General features: G+C 63.2%; 10 protein-coding genes and 1 tRNA gene. 5 read left to right on the top strand and 6 right to left on the bottom strand.

What is annotated here, in order from left to right:
- Positions 1-253: 253 nt before the first annotated feature.
- Both SH412_RS00490 and SH412_RS00485 read left to right on the top strand, forming a co-directional pair.
- A tRNA-Arg gene (locus tag SH412_RS00490) sits at positions 254-327 on the top strand.
- Between the two features lie 781 nt (positions 328-1108).
- Positions 1109-2269 carry a hypothetical protein gene (locus SH412_RS00485; protein ID WP_336521538.1) on the top strand — a complete coding sequence of 387 codons (1161 nt, stop codon included), beginning with the start codon at positions 1109-1111 and terminating at the stop codon, positions 2267-2269.
- Between the two features lie 13 nt (positions 2270-2282).
- Here the strand turns inward: SH412_RS00485 and SH412_RS00480 are convergent, their stop codons facing one another.
- The 6 genes from SH412_RS00480 to SH412_RS00455 all read right to left on the bottom strand — a co-directional run bounded on the left by SH412_RS00480 (position 2283) and on the right by SH412_RS00455 (position 13647).
- Positions 2283-4532 (bottom strand): c-type cytochrome domain-containing protein, encoded by a 2250-nt coding sequence (locus SH412_RS00480; RefSeq protein WP_336521537.1) that lies wholly within the window; start codon positions 4530-4532, stop codon positions 2283-2285.
- Between the two features lie 133 nt (positions 4533-4665).
- The gene (locus tag SH412_RS00475) at positions 4666-7101 is read right to left on the bottom strand and encodes a DUF1549 and DUF1553 domain-containing protein (protein ID WP_336521536.1); all 2436 of its coding nucleotides are present in this window, start codon (positions 7099-7101) and stop codon (positions 4666-4668) included.
- An 86-nt stretch (positions 7102-7187) separates the two neighbouring features.
- Complete coding sequence (locus SH412_RS00470) at positions 7188-9659, bottom strand: PPC domain-containing protein (RefSeq protein WP_336521535.1); 2472 nt, start codon at positions 9657-9659, stop codon at positions 7188-7190.
- 87 nt (positions 9660-9746) lie between these two features.
- Positions 9747-10061: a putative signal transducing protein gene (locus tag SH412_RS00465; protein WP_336521534.1), complete on the bottom strand. Its 315-nt coding sequence runs from the start codon at positions 10059-10061 to the stop codon at positions 9747-9749.
- 93 nt (positions 10062-10154) lie between these two features.
- Positions 10155-11477, bottom strand: coding sequence for a DUF1501 domain-containing protein (locus SH412_RS00460; RefSeq protein WP_336521533.1), 1323 nt, complete (start codon positions 11475-11477; stop codon positions 10155-10157).
- A 667-nt stretch (positions 11478-12144) separates the two neighbouring features.
- Positions 12145-13647 carry a PP2C family protein-serine/threonine phosphatase gene (locus SH412_RS00455; protein ID WP_336521532.1) on the bottom strand — a complete coding sequence of 501 codons (1503 nt, stop codon included), beginning with the start codon at positions 13645-13647 and terminating at the stop codon, positions 12145-12147.
- A gap of 429 nt (positions 13648-14076) precedes the next feature.
- Here SH412_RS00455 and SH412_RS00450 point away from each other — a divergent pair, with 429 nt between their 5' ends.
- From SH412_RS00450 to SH412_RS00440, 3 genes are all read left to right on the top strand, one after another.
- Positions 14077-14544, top strand: a complete 468-nt coding sequence (locus SH412_RS00450; protein WP_336521531.1) for a hypothetical protein — start codon at positions 14077-14079, stop codon at positions 14542-14544.
- Between the two features lie 729 nt (positions 14545-15273).
- Positions 15274-16170, top strand: coding sequence for an acetylglutamate kinase (gene argB / locus SH412_RS00445; RefSeq protein ID WP_336521530.1), 897 nt, complete (start codon positions 15274-15276; stop codon positions 16168-16170).
- A gap of 87 nt (positions 16171-16257) precedes the next feature.
- Positions 16258-17463: an aspartate aminotransferase family protein gene (locus SH412_RS00440; protein ID WP_336521529.1), complete on the top strand. Its 1206-nt coding sequence runs from the start codon at positions 16258-16260 to the stop codon at positions 17461-17463.
- Positions 17464-17578 lie beyond the last annotated feature (115 nt).

The following is a 17578-nucleotide window of genomic DNA, read 5'->3' as shown; positions in this document are numbered from 1 at the left end:
CTTGCGTCGGAACTGCCGGGCGTTCGCAAGTCAAACGGCCGATCCTCGGAATCTCCTCCATCGCCTGGCCACAGTGCCGAATTTCGCAGAATTGCGGCCGGGCGTTTCGGCCTTCAGTTTCTTCGGATGTCCGACGTTGCTATCCTTGGGGTGTCGGGAACCGAGAGCTGGATCGGTTCATGCGGCGCGACAACTTGCCGCGTCGCCTGGCGGGTGAACAGATTTGTCGCAACCCGTTCCCAGACAAGACTTTGCACCCGTAGCTCAATTGGATAGAGCAACGGTCTTCGGAACCGTAGGTTGTAGGTTCGAGCCCTACCGGGTGTACTGAGAGCCCCCTGATTCTTCGGGGGGCTCTTTGCGTTCCTGCGCCGGTATGCCGCACGCGGCTAGGACGCTTCCGGTCCCCGCTCAGCCTGCGAGAAGAATGCCGGTGTCACGTTGTCGCAAAAGCCTGTCCCTCAGCGCGAACTGGCAATCCGTACTGGCGGCACCTCGATTGTCCCGCGCCAGGCGTGGCCGTCCCCTTGCGGCATCCCTTTGTTTACCGGATGACCGAAACTGGCGAACCACGGAATCGACGGAAGTTGACGAACAAAGTCCGCCGCTGGCGAAGAGAATTTGGAGCCTTCACTCAACATCAACCTCTCCAGTAGCTACAGAGCCGTCAATGCCGACCGCGAACCGCAAGGAAGCTCCTGAAGACTATTGTGCGAACGGTCCCAACACCCCTCCCTTCGCGCCCCAATGCATGCGCGCCAGACCACGAACCACGCGAATCTCTCGCGTGTTAGATGCTGATACAAACCCTTTTTCATGTTCACGTCCCCGCGTACGGAGGCGTGCAATGATGTCGCGAAAAACTGATACGCTGGACTCAGAGTTTCTACTGCCGGCGACCTCGCCCTGCCGGCCGACGACCCACCGAGAACGAAGGCAACTGCGGCGACGAGAGGGTCGCGAGGCAGTTTACCAAAACGATCCAGTTCCTTGACCATGATCCGGCCTACGCTTGCCGTTCCGAACTCCGGACGGACACGTCGATCTGCTATCATCCCCGCACGACTTCGCACTTTCTGACGACTATCGTTCTCCCAAGAGACGCCCCATGCTCACCCCCGAGTTCCAGGAACGATTCCGCTGGCGGGACTGGCTGCCGTGGCTCATGCTGCTCCGGACGTGGGAATTCGCCCTCCGCGGAACGCCGCTCGCCTGCGCCCTGCTCGCGACCCTTCTTTGCTGGGGTGCTCAAGATCTCGCCCGCCGTGTCGAGGGAACTTCCAAACCCGAAGTCTCCCTGGAACTGACGCCGATGCTCTCCGAGGGAATCTCGTTTCCGGTCAAACCGTTGCCTCACGAGGCATGGATTGCCGGCCTGCAGACCGGCCCCGCGCCTGCGGATCCCTTCTGGCCGTGGCGCGCCGTGGCGGAACCGCTGCAGCAGGTCTTGAGAGTTTCCTCCTGGCGCGGAAGCATCGGCGTCGCGCTGGCGGCCGGGCTGCAGTTCATCGTCTGGGCCTGGCTGGGAGCGGTCATCAGCCGCCAGGCGGTCGGTTGCCTGACCGAGACTCGCGACTCGTTTCCGGCAGCACTCACTTTCGGCTTCCGTCGCTGGCCGAACGCCATCGGCGGACCATGCCTGCCGCTGGCCGCTTCGGCGCTGCTGGCAACCCTGCTGGTAGTGCTGACATTTCCGGGCCGGCTCCCCTGGCTGCTGGGGCCGGCATGGTTGATCGCGATCTCGCCAGTGCTGGTGCTGATCGGGCTGATGGCCGCATTCCTGGTCGGCGTGCTGCTGCTGAGCTGGCCGCTGATCCAGTCGGCTGTCGCTGTCGACCGGGACTGCGATGGCTTCAACGCCCTGAGCCGCGTTTACAACTACGTCACCATGCGCCCCTGGCATCTGGCCTGGTACGTGCTGGTGATCCTGGTGACCGGCCCGCTGGTGCTGTTCGCCGCGGAGTGGCTCGTCGGGAGCACGGTCAGCCTTTTAACTCGCATGGCGACGATCGGAGCCGGAGCGACCGGCCACGGTCCCGCGTTTGAATCGACGCTCGTGTGGTGGGCAAAACTGGGCCTGACGGCCTTCGCCGCCAGCTACTTCTGGTCGGCTACCGGACTGACTTACGTTCTGCTCCGACGGTCAGTCGACGGGATACCGTGCGACCAGTTCGTGCCGATCGGACGAGTGGAACGAAATCGCGAGCCATATCCCGTGGTCGGAATGGCGGCCGCGGCGCCAGTCGTCGAGGCGTCGAACCCGGAGTGAACGCCTCGCCCCATCAATTGGCCTGGGCAGTCTGGCTCTGACGAGCCTGAGCTTCCTGCAGCCGCTGCAAAACGGCCTGCACGGCGGCGGCCCGATCAGCGGCGGCCTTCGCGGCAGCTTCCGCATCGGCAAGCTGCTTCTGCTGCTCGGGAGTCACCTGGGCCGCTTGAACCGCTTTGTCCGCATTCGCCTTCGCGACCGCCGCGGCGTCAGTGACCGTCTTCAAGGCCACAGCAGCATCGGCCGCAGCCTTCTCAGCCGCAGCTTTGGCGGCGATCGCCTGATCCTTCGCAACCTGAGCGGCGGTCTGGGCAGCAGTCGCACCGGCAACCAGAGTGCTCTTCTGGGTGAGCTGCAGCAACGCATCCGACTTGAGCTTGGCCGCATTCTGCACGGTCGCCAGCGCATCGTTGGCCAGCTTTGCCGCGGCGGCGGCCGCGGCCTTCAATGCAGCGTCTTCAGGCTTTGCTTCAGCCGCTTGGAGTGCGGGTCCAACGGCGGCCTCCGCCTTGGCAGCGGCATCAGCCGCGGCCTGAGCCTGAGCAGTCAGATCGGCCAATGCCTTCGTCCACGTCTCTTTCTCTCCGACCGCTTTATTGCGGGCCGCGACAGCTCCCGCCAGTCCCTGTTCGGCCCCCTGCACCGCCTGGACCTTGGCCGCCACGTCCGCATCTGCAGCCGCCTTGGCCTTCGTCGCCGGATCAACCGCCGCTTGAGCCTCCCCGGCCTGCTTCGTGGCGAGATCGGCAGCCGCCTTGCGATCGGCAATCGCTTTCTGCAGAACGGCGGCGGCGGCCTGAGTCTGCGTCGCGACAGCCTGTGCAGCGGCCACTTCCTGCTGGGTCGCCTGCAGACGCGCCGCCAGCGGCGGCGGATTGGTCGAAATCTTACCCACCACCGCGCCATCCGCCGCATTCCAGACGTGCAGCGCCCCAGTCAAATCGCCGGCGATCACTCGTCCGGTTTCCACGTCCAGCACGACGTCGGTTCCAAGATCGGCCAGGCCGCCGAACGTCCGCTGAGCAGCGCCAGCGCCGTCCCACATCTTGGCGGAGTTGTCGCGACCAGCGGTGACAATCCGACCATCGCGACCATACTCAACGGCCAAGGTCCCGCCGCCGTGCGCGCCCCAGTTCTTAATCTGGCCGCCGTTCTGCATCTCCCACAGCCGGACCGTGGCGTCTTCGCTGCTGGAAGCCACCACATTCGAATCCGGCGACCAGGAGATATCGGTAATGGCAGCGGTATGCCCGGTCAGGTTGTGAAACTCGCGACCATTCGCGGCTTCCCAGACAAATAGCCCGTTGCTGCGGTCGCCAGTCGCCAGCAGCACGCCGTCCGGGCTGAACTCGATCGCCTGAATCCAGTCGGTGTGCTTGTTCTTCTCGTAGGCCAGTTCGCCCGTGGCGACATCGTAGACCCGGACGATTTTCTTCGGGCCGCCCAAAGCAATCAGCGACTGATCCGGGCTGAGATCGGCGGCGAGAACCACATCGTACTCGCTCCCGACTTCGATCACCCGCTTTCCGGTTTTCACTTCGAAAACGACAACCTTGCCGAGCTGCGAACCATGACCTCCGCCGACCATCAAAAGTTGCCCGTTCCGGCTGAACTTGAGGATATGCGGCTGCCCTTCGGGAAAGGGGAGCACGCCCGCCAGCTCCAGCGTCCGGGTATCGTACAGCAAGACCTGCTTATGTCCGGAAGCGGCGATCAAAGGCGCCCAGGGGCTGACCGCCAGAGCCGTTACGCCGTTAGGGCGGGCCGACACCAGCACCGGATCGAGCGACAGGCTTTCGGGCATCGCCGGCGGACCTGCGGGACGCTCGGTCGAGATCTCCGCCTTGGCGACCATCACGTTTTTCTTGGGCTTGGCCTTGCTGCCGGCGTTCTCCAGCGCCCCCCCTTCGATCCATTTGCGGATGATCGTAAGCTGGGCTTCCGGCAGTTTGGGCTGGCCGGGTGGCATGATCGGCTCAGACTGATGGGTGATCACCAGATAAAGCTGGCTCTGCGAGGCGTCTCCATCCGTCCGGACGACTTCGCCCGAAGCGCCGCCGGTGATCGTCGCCGCGTAACTGTCGAGGACCAGATCCCCCTTCTTGTCATTCGAGTTATGACAGGACCCGCACTTCTCGCGCAGGATCGGCAGCACGTGCTGCTCGTAGGTGATCTTCTCTTCCTTCTCCGCCGGCTTTGCATCCTGAGCAAGCCCGGGAGCAGCAACGACCAGCAGAGCAGCAGTCAACGCGAAACGCAGCATGGCAAACAATCCGCAGGCGGGTATCGGAATTCGGGATTCGGGTCTCGCAGAGCAATTCGCCCCGCAATACCACTTCGACGTGGCCAGCCTCTCTCTTCACTGGCCGCCAACCACGAGCCACTCACCACTTCTTCTAATGATTGAACAGAAACTCCCGGCTGTTGAGCACGGCCCAGAAGATGTCTTCCAGCGACTTGCGCTGGTCGTTGCCTTCCGCAATCAGCGGTTTGAGGGCCGCCAGTTCCTCCGGCAGCGGCTTGCGGGACAGGCACCGCACGTAGAGACGGTCGAGAATCTCTTCAGGCGGGACTTTGTCCTTCAGCCACTGGGCGATCAGCCCCCCCTGCTGGATCTTGTTGTTCGACGTGTCCCCGTTGAGCAGATGCAAAGCCTGCGACAGCGTCGGCTCCATCTTCACTTCGCACGAGCAGGGCGTCTCGCGCGTCGCTCGCCCGAACGTCGTCAGGAAGTACGTCGACGTTCCGCCATCAGCGATCTGCACGGCCCGGGCTCCTAGCGGCAGCCCCGGAAACTTGTCCTTGGTCCCAGTCACCTGGCTCAGGATGTCCAGCACCGATTCCGCCTTGATCCGCCGTAGCGTCTGCCGCGCGAAATTCCGCTCGTCCAGCTCATTCGACGGATTCGTGTCGGTCGAACGCTGGTAAGCCTCCGAACGACAGATATCCCGGACCAGTCCTTTGAAGTCGTACTTCGATTCCGTGAACCGCCTGGCCAGTTCCAGCAGCAGCGGCTCGTTCGAAGCCGGGTTGCTGATCCGAACGTCATCCACCGGCTCCACGATGCCGATGTTGAAGAAGTGATGCCAGACCCGATTCGTGAAGTTCTGAGCGAAGTACGGATTCTTCGGCGACGCCAGCCAGTCGGCGAGCACCTGTCGACGATCCTTGCCGGCGACATCCGCCGGGCCGCCGCCAAGGAAGACCGGGGCCATCACGCGTCCGCCGACGGGGTGCTTGACCTCGCCTCCGCCGCCGTTGAAAACGATGATCTCGCGATAGTCTTCGCCCTGTTTGCGACCGATCTGCGCGAAGAACGCGGCAAAATTGTAGTAATCGTCCTGGGTCCAGCGGTCGAACGGGTGATTGTGGCATTGAGCGCACTGGGTCCGCATTCCCATGAAGACCTGCGCGACGTTTTCCGAAACCTTCAACGTGTCCCGTTCGAGCTGATAGAAGTTCGTCGGAGGGTTCTTGAACGTGCCGCCGTTGGCCCCCAGGATGCTGCGAACCATCTGATCCAGCGGCACATTCTGCCCGATCTGGTCGGCGAGCCAGTTGTAGTAGAGATGAATCGACTTGGCCGAGACCTGGTTGCTCGATCGCATCATCAGCCACTCGGCCCACTTCGAGACCCAGACTTCGGTGAACTCTTTCCGCTCCAGCAGCGCGTCGATCAGCTTGTCGCGCTTGTCCGCGTCCGGACTCGCCAGAAACTGGCTGTATTCCTCCTCGGTCGGAAGCTGGCCGACAAGGTCGATAAACACCCGGCGGACGAAGACCTCGTCGCTGCATCGCGGGGCCGGATCCATCCGCAGTTTCTTCAGCTTGGCGAGCACGAGCTCGTCGACGTAGTTGCGTTGCGGCGAAGGCTGCTCCTGCCACTGCAGTCCCTTCGGCAGAACGACGAACGGCGAGCCGACCGTGTAGGTCGAAAACCGCGCCATGACGAACGCTTCGCCGCGACTCCCCCCGGTAATGACGCCTTCCGGAGAAATCGTGGCGGAGGTGTCGTTGTTCGACAGAAACAATGCCAGCGAAGTCACGTCGCGGTCGGTGCCGTCGGAGTACGTGGCCCGCGCCGTCACCTGCTGCGTCGAACCTTCGCCGTCGAGCACTCCGCCCGGCGGATACAAGACCAGTCCCGTGCAGGTCGCGACGTCTTTCGCGTCCTGCGGGCAGGCCGCGGCGATCCATTCGACGAGCGTCTTGTTGAGTTCCGAGTCCGCCTCGAAGCGTTTGCCGCCCGTGTGCGGCACAGTCCCGATCGATTTCTCGATGAACAGGCTCGCTTCTGGGACGGCCAGGTCGATTCGGCGGCCCGGTTGTTCCCGAGTGATGCGCAGGTAGTCGCCGTCCGGATCGTACCCGAACAACGACAGGCGGAATCCATCTTTGCCGCGCGCGGCGCCGTGGCAGCTTCCGGTGTTACAGCCGGCCTTCATAAAGACAGGCTCGACGTCGAGCTTGAAGCTGATCGGCCGCGACTCGGCGGCTCGCTCAACCTTGACCGGAACCACCAGCGACTTGCCTTCAAACTCGACTTTCAGTTCGGTCTGTCCGTTAGCAAGCGGGTAGTACGTCCGGCCGTCCTGCCGGGCGAGAGCCGGATTCGCCAGCGTACAGACCGCCTGCGGACTGACGTCGCGCGTCAGCCCGTCGCTGTAAGTCGCCTGCACCACGATCAATTGCCGATCGCGATTCGTCGTCAGATTGATATTCGGCGGATAGACCTGCAGATCGGTCAGCGTGGCCTGCTGAGCCATTGCCACGCCGGAAGCAGACAGACTGCCCGCCAGAACGACCATCGACAGGAACGGAAAAGGACGCATGTGCGGGATCCTTGCACAGGATTCGAACGGGATGACTTCGGGCAGGATGACTGGCAGTGTTTCGCGTGTCCGGAATTCCCCGGCAGTTACATTCCGCCGCCGGCGGCGGCGGCCTTCTGCGCTTCCAGCTTCTGCTTCTGTTCGAGGCGGAGCTGCTCGAGACGGGTCAGGCGCTTCGCGGGCTGGTCGGCAGGCGGCGCCGGCTGGGCAACGGCCGCGGCCGGGGGGGCGTTCGGCTTCGGCGGCAACGGTTTGTCGACGCGAATCTGGCCCGAGCCGATGTTGTGGGTGATCGGCTCGCCATTCTCAGTCACGATGACCTGGCAGAACAGATTCTTGGTCAGCCCTGCCGCCGCTTCCGCATCGGCCTTGACCTTGAAGATCAGCTCCTTCAGGTCCTTGTTGATCTCGGTCGGAGCCGTCGTCACTTTGTTCGGCAGGCCCACGAGCTGCACCTGGGCGTTGCCGTCGAAGGGATGAGCGTTCTCAATTTTCACGACCAGTTCCGTTTCCTGCCCCAGTTCCACGGCCGCCTGCTCGTAGGTGAACTTGAGATACGGTTCGGCGACCCGCACGTTGACGAACGGCGAGCAGACCATGACCGGACCGTTTCCGACGGTCGCTTCGCCACGAACCGCAATCTTTGACTCGCCCACCGCGGCGTTTCCGGCGGCGTTGATCAGGATCGTTGTTTCCGTCTGGCCTTCCGGAATCGATGCCTCGCGGCTCGAATTCACGCCGGTCGGATTGAGCATCAGCTCCACCTTGATCGGCGCCTTAAAGTCCCCTTCCCGCACGGCGACGATCTTGAGCTGCATCTGTCCGCTCTGCACCAGCGGCACCTTCGGCTCGACGATCTGCAGCGTAAACGGAATCTTCTGCGTCACGGCGACCGGCAGCCCCTGCACCGCCTCGGTCCAGAACGGAATGTTGTTCCGACCGCGCACGAGGACCACGTCTTGCTCCACCCGGCCGGCTGGCGGCAACGGGTTGTTCGCGTCGACAATCTTGCCGACAAGATTCGCCAGCTTGCCGGCGACCGGCGCGTCGGGAGCCGCCGCCAGAATCACCTGAGCCACATTCTGGTTGGCGGCCATTCCGAAGGACTCGACCGTTACACCCGCCGGCAGATTCTCGCCGAGAAACTCGATGGCCCCGCCGACGTCGCGTCGAGTTGCCGAGATCAGCAGCGGAATGCGGTTCCCCTGCGGAATCGCCATCTTGGGTTCGACGTACTGCACGAACTCGTTGACGCCCAGCGAGAGATTCGCCGTCACCGGAGTGGCCTCAATCCGATAATGGAACGCGTGACCGCCGCGCCCCAGATGATCGCGGACCTGCAGGAAGTATTCGCCGTCGGCAGGAACGGTGAACCGAAGCGCGCTGTCGGGCGAACCGTTCGCATCGTCATTGCTGGCGACTGCCCCGCCGCCGGCGTTGAAAACGACCAGCACAGGATCGAGCTCCGCGCGCAGACGACGGGCATACACGGCGATATCCCAGACTTGCCCCTTCGTCGCCGTGAAACCGAAGAAATCCTGATCTTCGGCCGAGGCGATCACGCCATTGAAGGCGGCGGGGAACGGCCCTTTCGTCGCCTGCGCAATGGCTTCGTTCGGTTCCTGCTCGATGATGTTGTCCAGCGGGCTGATGCGGAACAGATTGCCGGAAGGAGCAATCCCCCGTTCGTCCTGGGCGAAGACGCCAAATCGCGGCGTCTCCTCGGACGGGAGCTGGATTTCCTGTGTCTTTTCGCCATCCACATCACCCAGAAAGCGAACCGCCAGCTTCTCCCCGGGCTTGCCCCCCGCCGGGACGACACCCGTCGGACGTGGAAAGTTGCCGACGTGCAGGCGGTAGTGGCTGTTTCCCGGACCGCGATAGCTGCTGTCCCGGATCTGAATGATGTACTTGCCGTCCGTTGGAACCTTGACCGATGCAATCCCGTCCTGGTAACCCAGCGCGGCATCGTCACTCGCGGCCAGTTCGAAGCGGGCTTCGTTCAGGATCGCCACGTAGCCATCGAACAGTGCGTCGCCGAGACGGATCCCTTCGAGTTCCGCCGTCAGGCGCTCGCCCTGCTTGGCTTCTACGATGAAGTAATCGACGTCTTCGCCGGGCACGGTGCCGTCGACCGTGACATTCATCGCGATCGGCTGCGGCGCTTTGAACTCGTTGTTGGGCTCCGTGTCGGCGGCAGTCGGCAGGGCGCCGACGCTGAACGTCCGCAGGCCCGACATGCCCGTTGCGCATCGCACGCGCATGTGCTTGGTGCCGAGCGTGCATTCCGGCGAAATCTTGAGCGTGGCCTTCACCTGCTTGTCATTGACGACGGTAAAAGCAGCGACTTCAATCCCCGGTTCGTAAATCAGCAGCTCCTGGGCATCGTCGAGACGTTCCCCGTTGAAGGTGATCTCGATCTCGCCTCCCCGCTGCGCCCCGCGCGGCAGGATGCTCGCCAGATTAGGACTGGCGGCGACGGCGAATTGAGCCCAGAGACCGGCGGCCATCAACGCCGCGCCGAAGGCGTTTAAACCATGATTCCGAAGCATTGGCATGTCCCAGTCCGCGGGGAGCGGATTTCTCTCGTCCGGCAAAGCCGGGCTGCATCCTGCAACCCCCTTGCACACAATGGCGGAGCATCCCTACTCGCGCGGGCCGGACGAGCCCGACTCGTCCTCCGAGCCGAACTCGGCAGCCAGATCTTCCGGCAGAACGTCATCATCCGGCGACGCCGTTCCCGCCTGAGCTTCCCAATCGACGATCAGTTCGCGGGCCGCGGCTTCATCGTCTGCGTCTACCAGAATTCGCGGTATCGACCAGCCGAGCGGCAAGTCGCCCAGCCCGCCCTGGCGTAACTCGCCTACGATCTGCGAACGGATTCCCGCGTCGATCAAGGTCGCCTGCAGCAGATGGGCCTGCAGAGCGTTCGCGGCTCGATAAACCTCCACGGTCTGCATCGCCGCCTCCTCTCTCACCAGGCCCCGACCGCGACAGCGGAAGAAGCTCGCGCCCCGACCAGGGATGCGAGCTTCCCGCAATCAATGCGCAATCTAGGCCAGGATCTCTTTGACCACGCTGCCGCCGTCGACGATCTCGATCGGACGGTCGCCCGGCGCCATCAGTTCCTTGTCGGCGACGATCCCCAGGCAGTGGTAAGCCGTCGTAAAGAGGTCTTCCGGCCCCATCGCCTTCTCTTCGGGTTCGGACGCCGTCGAGTTCGAACTGCCGTGGATATAGCCGGCCTTCACTCCGCCCCCCGCCAGAACGACGCTGAAGACCTTCGGATAGTGGTCGCGGCCGGCATTGCCGTTGATCTTCGGGGTTCGGCCGAATTCGGACGAAACCATGACCAGCGTCTCCTTGAGCAGACCGGTCTGCTCAAGATCCTTGATCAGCATCGCGAACGCCTGATCGAACGCAGGCATCTGGTTCTTGAACCCGCCGACGATCTGATTATGCATGTCCCAGCCGCCGTAGGTCAGATTGACCAGGCGGACTCCGGACTGCACCAGCCGCCGAGCCAGCAGCATGCGGGCGCCGGCCGTATTGCGACCGTAAGCGTCGCGGATCTCGGCCGGTTCCTTTTCCAGATCGAACGCTTCGCGCGCCGGCTGCGAGCTGATCAACGAATACGCCCGATCGTAGAACGTATCCATCGCCTTCAGGTCGTCCGACTTCTCCTTCTTCTGGAAGTGAGCGTTGACGGCGTCCAGCGCATTCCGCCGCGTGGCGAACCGGCTGTCATCCACGCCGTTCGGGAGCGACAGGTCCCGGACTTTGTAGCCGTTCGAGGCGGGATCGCTGCCCAGGCTGAACGGAGCGAACGCGCTGCTCAGGTACCCGCTGCCGGCGTATTCGTTCGGCATGTTGGGGATGCAGACGTAGGGCGGCAGATTGTTCCGCGGACCGTATTCGTGGCTGACCACCGACCCGATGCTCGGGAACACCAGCGCCGGACTCGGGCGATAGCCCGTAAACATGTTGTGCGTGCCGCGCTCATGAGCCGCTTCGCCGTGCGTCATCGAACGGATCACGCAGAGCTTGTCCGCGACGTCGGCAGTCTTCGCGAGCGTTTCGCCGAAGTACTCGCCCGAAATCTTCGTCGCAACCTGCTTCATCTCGCCCCGATACTCGATCGGCGCATGCGGCTTCGGATCGAACGACTCCTGATGGGCGATGCCGCCCGGCAGGAAGATATGGATGATCGACTTCGCCGTCCCTTCGAAGTTCTTGTAATCCTTCAGGTCGGCTCGCGCCTGCTCCATCCGGAGCAGATTCGGCAGCGTCAGGCCCGCCCCGGCCAGCGCACCAACCGACAGAAAACCTCGGCGGTTGAGCCGCGAAAAATGACGCGGATTGCAGCTTTCGCTCATGACCACGAGCTCCCGGAAAACGAAACGCAGAAAGATCTTGTGGGACCGCGTCGTCCCTGCAACGCAGGGTGACCATCGACAGCGTTCTCTTCAGACAGTGAATTGCGGACAGGAACCGCTCCCGAAGAATGCCGACGACGGCGGTTGGGAGAATCCTGTCGCAGTGCGGGTCAATCACAGGCAGGTCGTCCGTTCCGCCGAAACCCGGCTCGAACGGACTCTCGACTGATTGTTTACGGGCAAGTCTCTGGGGCAGGTTCGATTCAAAACCAGATTGCAAAATTTACACAACAGCACTCATGGATGGGTTGACGGTAACCCCGGAGCAATCGGAATGTCAAGGGGTTTCCTCAAGCCGTCGCGATTCTCACGTCACGCACTTGTCATTGAACACAAAATCGCAACCTTCGGGGATGTCCCTGAAGGGATTGTGCGCTCCATCTGACAAGTTACGCATCAACTTTCAGAATTTTGTTCAAGTTCCCAGGTGGCTTGCGTCGGCCGCGACAAATAGCGATCCCTGGAGATTTGGAGAAAGTCTCCGGCCACCTCTCCGCACGGCGGGCGACCGGGGCAGGAACGGCTTCGCGCTGCCCCGGATCCCCACGGACCGGGGCTCGCCTTCGGTCCAGTCCCGGCTACCTGACGCCGTCTTGGACCGACGTTGTTACACGGCTGTCGGGGAATCCGCCTGGCGCTCCAGCACGACCAGCGTGCAGTCATCAGGCAGCAGCGGCTTGCCGTGGAAATCCTGAATAGTCTCGCCAATCATCCGGGCCAGATGCTGTGGCCCTCCCCGGCGGTGCCGGCGTACGAGGTCCATCAGACGCTCCGTCCGGAACAGGTCGCCCGCGGCATTGGACACTTCAACGATGCCGTCAGTTCCCAGGAGCAGCAGATCTCCCGGTTCCAGCGACAACCGATTGTCGATGGGCGGCAGCTCGATCTGCGGGAAGCCGATCGGCAGGCTCGTCGCCTGCAGCCGGACAAACTCATCGGTTGCGGCCCGGTAATGGAGTGCCGGTGCATGGCCGGCGTTCGCGAACCGCACCGCGTGCGAAACCGGGTCGACTGTCGCCATCACCAGCGTAATAAACCGGCTGTCGCGCAGATCGGCGACCAGTCCCTCGTGGAGGAGCGCCAAAATCGCCTCGGGCGTCGAGTGAGTTCGCACAAGAACGTGCAGCATCGCCCGGACCGACGCCATCAGCAGTGCCGCGCCGATGCCATGCCCGCTGACATCGCCAACAACGATCGCCAGCCGCCCGTCCGGAAGCTGCAGCCAGTCGTAGTAGTCGCCGCTCACAAATTCGGCCGGCTGCCAGAGCGCCGCCATGCGGTAGCCCGGAACCGTCGGAAGCTGCTGCGGAAGCAAACCCACCTGAATGCTGCGGGCCGTTTCGAAGGCGGCCGCGTACTGTTGAGACTGTCGCGCTTCGTCGAGCAGACGACGACGTTCGAGGGCCGTTGCGGCGTGACCGGCGAACACCTGAATCAACTGCTCGTCGAAGCTGTCGAAGCCGTCGCCTGCTTTGTTGAGAAGCTGCAGCACCCCCAGCAGTCGGCTGTCGACGTCGGACATGATCGGAACGGCAAGGATATTGCGCGTCGTGAATCCGGTCTGACGGTCGAAGCCGGCGTTCCAGCGCGGATCGCTCGGAGGATGCGGCACATTGGTCAACTGCCCGTGACGGGCCACCCAGCCGGCGATTCCCTGATCCGCGCTGTGACGGATCTCCGCAATCTCCAGCTCGGTCGTGATCCGGGTAAACAGCTCGATCCGTTCGTCGTCATAGAGAAACAGGCTCGCTCGCTCACAGTCGACGGCGTCGCACACGCCATTGGTCACCAGTTCCAAGATCCGGTCCAGATCCTGCACCGCCGCCAGATCCAGAGCGACGCTGAGCAACTTGTGAAGTGCGGCCACTCGATCGGCCAGTACAGTACGCTTCGTCACAATGGCTTCCATGAACGTCGGAACTCCCACGGCCAGCCGCGGCCCTGCCGGTCCGAACGGGCTGCTCACAGCATAGAGTGAGTCGCAGGGCGGTGTCGCCCCGTGTTCGGAGACGACGCAGTGACTGCGGACCGCAAGACGCTCCCCATTTCGAGGATCGCCCGCCGCGCTGCGCCGGGCCAGTCCGGCAGGCCGGCCCGCAGACACAGCCATGCACGCCCCATTCCGCAGCCGGGGGAACGCGCCGAATTCCCGGACGGACTCTGCGAACCCCAGTTGCGGGACCGCAGAAACACCCCAATCGTCCAGCTCACGTCCGGGTGCGGTTGTCGGATGCTGCCGACCCACGCCAACGGGGTCCACGACTTGAGCAGAAATGACCAGATTTCGCGACGGGTGTCATCCAGCCGACACGATGCCGATGCATTCGCAACAACCCTCTCGGTCGCAACCCCTCAACCTGAATCCCGCAAATTACGCCCCTTTCCCGGACGTTTCTCCCTGCCTAAGCCGAAAATATTAGTGTCTTGCGAAACTCGTGTCTGGGTTGGACTCTCCCAGTCACCCGAACAAGGTGTTCGGCGTGAAGATTACGGGAGAGGCCTCACGTTCCCTCGGCTTTGCTGTGTAGGAGATTTTGAGATGAAGTTTGCATGGATTACCGCCGCGCTGGTTTGTTTCGCCAGCATCAACAGCGCCGACGCCGGCCTGTTCCACCGTCATGGCGGCTGCTGCGCTCCCGCGCCGAGCTGCTGCGCTCCCGCCGCTGCCGCCCCGAGCTGCTGCGCTCCGGTCGCTGCGGCCCCGGCCTGTGCTCCCGCCGCTGCCCCGAGCTGCTGTGCTCCGGTCGCTCCGTCCTGCTGCGCTCCGACGACGCACTGCTGCAAGCCTAAGAAGGTTCGCTGCTGCGGCGAACGCGTGAAGAAGGCCTGCTGCGGGTTCAAGAGCGCCTGCTGCAAGATCAAGCTGCCGAAGCTCGGCTGCTGCCACAAGACGAGCTGCTGCGCCCCGGCCGCGCCGACCTGCTGTGCTCCGGCCGCCGCGCCGACCTGCTGTGCTCCGGCTGCTGCTCCGACCTGTGCCGCTCCGGCTGCCGCCTGCTGCAACTGATTTCAACGACGGGGTCTGACCCGCAACTGATGTGAACGCTCCGGGGACCGCCGGCCGCAACCGGCGGGTCTCCGGAAGCCTTCGAAAGCCACGGGGCTGCCTCGCGGTGGAATCGCAACGAACGGACAATTTGACATCGGCAGGAGAACCCCGGCCCTGAGCCGACAGCCTGGTCTGTCGGAAAAGTGGCAGGACCGGGAACGTGAGGCTGAGTCTGGGGGAGTCATGCCAACTCCCCCAGACAAGTCACACGCAACCGGGAATCGCCCCGGGGTTTGACACAATCCGATTCCCACGAGGTGGCGCGTTCCTTAGCGAATGCGGCACCTTTTCTCTTTTGAGTCGGCGATCAGTCGGAACTGACCGACAAGTTTTTCGCCAGTCGCGCGGGCGTCTTGCTCCGGTTTTCGACCGCGATGCCAGCGGCCTGCAGACAATTGGAATCGGAGCCCAACTTCCGAGTCCTGCCCTCAGTTGCAGAAACATGGCGACTCAGACCGGCTCATTCCATTCGTCCGACTGTAAGTCCGGAGCGACTGGGAGGGAAACGTGCTGCAGGAACGGCTGAAGCTCGCCGTCGCGAATCCGCCACTTCCACTCCCCCGATCCCACCACAATCGTACAACGTCGACAGCAACTCGTTTCGGCGAAACATGTTCCGGCCGAATTGACGCTCGTATCCTCCTCGATCTACAATAGTCGTTTCCCCTTTTCTGGAGAGACTTTGCGGTGAGCCCGCTCCCCCACTTCGATAACGACGCCGTTCGCAAGGCCGATGTCCTGCTGGAAGCCCTCAACTGGATCCGGCGGTTTCGCGGTCGGCACGTAGTCATCAAACTGGGAGGGAGCGTCATGGAGGAGCAGGAGGCGGTCCGCGCCTTCCTCACTGACGTCATCTTTATGGAAGCGGTCGGCATGCGGCCGATCCTGGTCCACGGCGGCGGCAAGGCGATCAACGCCGCGATGGCCGGCGCCGGCATTGAGCCCCGCTTCGTGCAGGGCCGGCGGTACACCGACGACGCCACGCTGGAAATCGTCGCGAAGGTTCTGGCGGGAGACATCTGCCAGTCGCTGGTCGACGAAATCATCCGACAGGGAGGAGATGCGGTCGGCCTGCACTTCGACACTCTCAACTGCCTCAAGGGCCGGAAACTGATGCTCCCCGGGTCCGACGGTGCGCCGCTGGATCTGGGACGGGTGGGCGAAGTGACCGATATCGATCGGGACCTGCTGCTGATGACGTGCCGGGAAGGCCGGATCCCCGTCCTCCCATCCGTCGCCCTCGACGAGCAGGGAGGCAAGCTGAACGTCAACGCGGACACGGCGGCGGCGGCAGTCGCCCGCATGATCCAGGCGGAGAAACTCGTGTTTCTGAGCGATGTTCCCGGGATTTTCCTGGATCGCAAAGATCCTTCGACGCTGCAGTCACATCTGAATGCCGCCCGTTGCCGCGAGCTGATTCGCGACGGCATTATCGACGCAGGAATGGTGCCCAAGGTCGAAGCCGCCCTGGAAGCCCTGGAAGCGGGGGTGGGCAAGGTGCACATTATCGATGCGCGGATTCCGCACTCCGTGCTGCTGGAAATCTACTCGAACCAGGGGATCGGCACGGAAATTGTGCGTTAGTCGAAAGGCGGACCCGAACCGCCTCACGGCAATGCTCTCTCTCCGCAGTCGTTTGTTGTCTGACCGCACCCGCCGGAGCGAATCGCCATGTCCGCCGTCAGTTCACGCAGCAGCCAGGAAACGATCGAGCTGTTCAACAAGTACGTGATCCCGAACTATCGCCGGTATCCCGTCTGCATCGTCCGCGGCGAGGGGACGAGCGTATGGGACGCGGAAGGCCGGCGTTACCTGGATCTGTTTCCGGGCTGGGGCTGCAACATTCTCGGGCACTGTCCGCCGCGGGTGGTCCGGGCCATTCAGGAGCAGGCCGCCAGCCTGATCCACGTCCCGAACACCTGGTACACCGAGTCGCAGGGTGAGTTCGCCGAAGCGATCTGCACGCGCAGCTTCGGCAAGGTTTTCTTCGCCAACAGCGGCGCCGAGGCCAACGAAGGGGCGATGAAGCTGGCCCGCCTGCACGCGGGGCGCGGCCGGTACAAAATCATCACTTTCACAAACGGCTTTCATGGCCGGACGTTCGGGGCAGTGACGGCGACGGCGCAGCCCAAGTATCACGAAGGACTCGGCCCGCTCCTTCCGGGATTCCGCTACGCTCCGTTCAATGATCTCGATGCCGTGGCAGAGCTGATTGACGACGAGACGTGCGCAATCCTGCTGGAGCCGATCCAGGGCGAGGGGGGCGTAAACATCCCGGACGACGACTATCTGCGCGGACTCCGCAAGATCTGCGATGAGCGGGAACTGCTGCTGATCTTTGACGAGGTCCAGACCGGAATGGGACGGACCGGGAACTGGTTCGGCTATCAGCAGTCCGGCGTGCAGCCGGACATCATGACGCTGGCCAAGGGGCTCGCGGCGGGGGTGGCCTGCGGCGCCTTCGTCTGCCGGGACCACATCGCCCCGAGCCTGAAGCCCGGAATGCACGCCAGTACGTTCGGGGGGAACCCGCTGGCGATGGCGGCCGGTCTGGCGACTGTGCGGACGATTGAAGAAGACAATCTGCTGGAGAACGCCCGGCAGATGGGAGAGCGGTTCCGCGGGCACTTTGCAGCCCTGCGGGAAGAACTGCCGATCATTCAAGATGTTCGGGTTCGCGGCATGATGATCGGGGTCGAACTCTCGGTGCCGGCGACGGCGGCCGTCGGTCGATGTATGGAACGGGGTGTGCTCATCAACGTCACGCACGACACCGTGGTCCGGCTGCTCCCGCCGTTGAACATTACCGCAGAAGAGGTCGATGAAGGGGCGGAAGTCGTCTGCCAGGCAATTCGGGAGCTGGCTCAAGAGGCATGATCGCCCGCCGCGGAGCGGCGGGATTTCACTGAGTTTCAAACGGAGGGGCAGGCGGAACGTCTGCCCTCCGCCGTTTTTTTCAAAGGGGGGAGAATCGGGTATCGGGCCTCGGGTA

It is taken from the genome of Planctellipticum variicoloris, from assembly GCF_030622045.1.
Classification (GTDB): domain Bacteria; phylum Planctomycetota; class Planctomycetia; order Planctomycetales; family Planctomycetaceae; genus Planctellipticum; species Planctellipticum variicoloris.
This window is presented reverse-complemented; position numbering and strand designations above follow the sequence as displayed.

Coding starts and splice junctions, on each gene's coding strand:
- SH412_RS00485 (WP_336521538.1), top strand. CDS start 1,109: ATGCTCACCCCCGAGTTCCAGGAACGATTCCGCTGGCGGGACTGGCTG.
- SH412_RS00480 (WP_336521537.1), bottom strand. CDS start 4,532: ATGCTGCGTTTCGCGTTGACTGCTGCTCTGCTGGTCGTTGCTGCTCCC.
- SH412_RS00475 (WP_336521536.1), bottom strand. CDS start 7,101: ATGCGTCCTTTTCCGTTCCTGTCGATGGTCGTTCTGGCGGGCAGTCTG.
- SH412_RS00470 (WP_336521535.1), bottom strand. CDS start 9,659: ATGCCAATGCTTCGGAATCATGGTTTAAACGCCTTCGGCGCGGCGTTG.
- SH412_RS00465 (WP_336521534.1), bottom strand. CDS start 10,061: ATGCAGACCGTGGAGGTTTATCGAGCCGCGAACGCTCTGCAGGCCCAT.
- SH412_RS00460 (WP_336521533.1), bottom strand. CDS start 11,477: ATGAGCGAAAGCTGCAATCCGCGTCATTTTTCGCGGCTCAACCGCCGA.
- SH412_RS00455 (WP_336521532.1), bottom strand. CDS start 13,647: ATGGCTGTGTCTGCGGGCCGGCCTGCCGGACTGGCCCGGCGCAGCGCG.
- SH412_RS00450 (WP_336521531.1), top strand. CDS start 14,077: ATGAAGTTTGCATGGATTACCGCCGCGCTGGTTTGTTTCGCCAGCATC.
- SH412_RS00440 (WP_336521529.1), top strand. CDS start 16,258: ATGTCCGCCGTCAGTTCACGCAGCAGCCAGGAAACGATCGAGCTGTTC.